The organism is Larkinella bovis, assembly GCF_042655385.1.
Lineage (GTDB): Bacteria > Bacteroidota > Bacteroidia > Cytophagales > Spirosomataceae > Larkinella > Larkinella bovis.
In genome coordinates this window covers 1,624-4,804 of record NZ_JBHSMA010000027.1, presented here as the reverse complement: position 1 = coordinate 4,804, position 3,181 = coordinate 1,624, and the positions used below count along the sequence as shown (strand labels likewise).

Annotated in this window: 2 rRNA genes; both read right to left on the bottom strand. The window is 55.0% G+C overall.

What is annotated here, in order from left to right:
• Positions 1-9: 9 nt before the first annotated feature.
• A 5S ribosomal RNA gene (gene rrf, locus ACFPMF_RS27950) occupies positions 10-121 on the bottom strand.
• A 102-nt stretch (positions 122-223) separates the two neighbouring features.
• Positions 224-3,115: ribosomal RNA gene (locus ACFPMF_RS27945) — 23S ribosomal RNA — on the bottom strand.
• Positions 3,116-3,181: the final 66 nt, after the last annotated feature.

The window sequence follows — 3,181 nt, the reverse complement described above, 5'->3', positions numbered from 1 at the left end:
TAAAATCTGTGGTGGCGGCAACCTACTCTCCCGGAAGTGACTCCAGTACCATCGGCGTAACGGGGCTTAACGGCTCTGTTCGGTATGGGAAGAGGTGTTCCCCCGCACCCTTACCACCATCCCAGCTTGGTGTGAACCACCGGTTCACAAGCTCTTGGTGAGATCTTTAAGAAAAAAGGAAAAATATAGCAGCGAACATGCACAAGGTCTCGCAAAATCAGTTCCCTGCGGCCCTCAGGTCATTAGTATGGCTCGGCTCTAGCGCTCTCACGCCCTGCACCTGCCACCTATCAACGTCGTCGTCTCCAACGTCCTTCAATAGAAGACTCATCTCCGGGCCGGCTTCGCACTTAGATGCTTTCAGCGCTTATCCAAACCCCACGTAGCTACCCGGCCGTACCACGGGCACAATAACCGGTTCACCAGCGGTGAGTCCACCCCGGTCCTCTCGTACTAAGGGCAGCCCCCGTCAATCTTCTAACGCCCACCACAGATAGGGACCGAACTGTCTCACGACGTTCTGAACCCAGCTCGCGTGCCACTTTAATCGGCGAACAGCCGAACCCTTGGGACCTTCTCCAGCCCCAGGATGTGACGAGCCGACATCGAGGTGCCAAACCTCCCCGTCGATGTGAGCTCTTGGGGGAGATCAGCCTGTTATCCCCGGCGTACCTTTTATCCTTTGAGCGATGGCCCACCCATGCGGAACCACCGGATCACTATACCCTGCTTTCGCACCTGATCGGCCTGTTTGCCTCACAGTCAAGCTCGCTTCTGCTATTGCACTCCCCAGCCGGTTACCAACCGGCCTGAGCGAACCTTTGGAAGCCTCCGTTACCCTTTCGGAGGCGACCACCCCAGTCAAACTACCCACCAACCACGGTCCCTCTCATTGAGAGGTTAGACGCCAACACACAAAAGGGTGGTATTTCAACGGTGGCTCCACGATGCCTAGCGACACCGCTTCGCAGCCTCCCACCTATCCTACACATCTCTGTGCCAGCGTCCATGATAAGTTGTAGTAAAGGTGCACGGGGTCTTTCCGTCCCGTGGCGGGTATCCGGCATCTTCACCGGAACTACAATTTCACCGAGCTCATGGCTGAGACAGTGCCCAGATCGTTACACCATTCGTGCAGGTCGGAACTTACCCGACAAGGAATTTCGCTACCTTAGGACCGTTATAGTTACGGCCGCCGTTTACTGGGGCTTCAGTTCAGCGCGTCGGGTTGCCCCTAACGCCCCCCCTTAACCTTCCAGCACCGGGCAGGTGTCAGACCCTATACTGAATCTCTCGATTTCGCAGAGTCCTGTGTTTTTGGTAAACAGTCGCCTGGGCCTTTTCTCTGCGGCCTCTCTTGCGAGGAGGCCCCCCTTCTCCCGAAGTTACAGGGTCAATTGGCCGAGTTCCTTAGCCATGATTCACTCGAGCACCTTAGATTTTTCATCTCGACTACCTGTGTCGGTTTGCGGTACGGTTGCCCTCTTGATTAACGATAGCGGCTTTTCTTGGAAGCCCGTCCGGATCACTATCCCGGGCACCCGAAGGTCCCCAGGTACTATCGGTCTCCACCTACTCCTGCGGATTTGCCTACAAGAGCAATAGCTTACAACCTTCAACGCACTATTCCCGCAGTGCGCGGATCCTTCCGTACTCCGTCCCCGCTTTTCTCAAAAGGCCAGTACGGGAATATTAACCCGTTTACCCTCAGGTTCGGCTCTCGCCTACCCCTTAGGGGCCGACTCACCCACCGTTGATTGCCATCGCGGTGGAATCCTTAGTCTTTCGGTGTGCAGGGTTCTCACCTGCATTGTCGTTACTTATGCCTACATTTGCTTTTCTGTACTCTCCAGCCCGGCTCACGCCAAACCTTCACTGACTACAGAATGCTCTCCTACCACAACTAGCAAAGCTAGTGTCCACGGCTTCAGTGGGTCGCTTCATGCCCGTTTATTATCGATGCCCGCCTCGCTCGACCAGTGAGCTGTTACGCACTCTTTAAAGGAATAGCTGCTTCCAAGCTAACCTCCTGGCTGTCTCGGCAACCGGACCTCCTTTGTTCAACTGAGCGACCACTTGGGGACTTTAGCCGGTGGTCTGGGTTGTTCCCCTCTCGGAGTCGGACCTTAGCACCCGACCCCTCACTCCCGTATCAATTCCCAGGCATTCGGAGTTCGTCAGAAGTTGGTAGGATGTGACTCCCCCTAGTCCTATCGGTAGCTCTACCTCCTGGGAATTTGGCATACAAGGCTGTTCCTAAAAACATTTCGGAGAGTACGAGCTATTTCCGAGTTTGATTGGCCTTTCACCCCTACCCGCAGCTCATCCAAAAACTTTTCAACGTTTACTGGTGCGGTCCTCCATGACATGTTACTGCCACTTCAACCTGGCCACGGGTAGATCACCCGGTTTCGCGTCTACCCCCACTGACTCAGCGCCCTGTTCAGACTCGCTTTCGCTTCGGCTCCGCTTCTAAAAAAACTTAACCTCGCCAGTGACGGTAACTCGTAGGCTCATTATGCAAAAGGCACGCTGTCACCCCATTACGAGGCTCCAACCGTTTGTAGGCGTCTGGTTTCAGGTTCTATTTCACCCCGCTGCTTGCGGTACTTTTCACCGTTCCCTCACGGTACTGGTTCGCTATCGGTCTCTGATGTGTATTTAGCCTTGGCAGATGGTGCTGCCAGCTTCAGAGGGGGTTCCTCCGGCCCCCCCCTACTCAGGATCCCAAACCCACCAACAAATTCTACCCGTACGGGGCTGTCACCCGCTCTGGCGGCTCTTCCCAAAGCCTTCCGGTTGATCTACTGGTTTGATGTCTGGTCCTACAACCCCGCAGCGGCCGTAACCGCTGTGGTTTGGGCTAAGCCCCTTTCGCTCGCCACTACTCAGGGTATCACTCTTGTTTTCTCTTCCTGCGGGTACTTAGATGTTTCAGTTCCCCACGTTTGCTCCATCATTGATGGTGATGCGGCTTCACCGCACCGGGTTGCCCCATTCGGAGACCAGCGGATCAAAGGATGTGTGCTCCTCCCCGCCGTTTTCGCTGCTGTCCGCGTCCTTCTTCGCCAATCAGAGCCATAGGCATCCCCCAGACGCCCTTTGTTAGCCGTAGCTCAACAAAATCTTGCCTTACTTGTGCTTGCCTTACTGTTATATCTTTCCCTTCTCTCAAAGAACT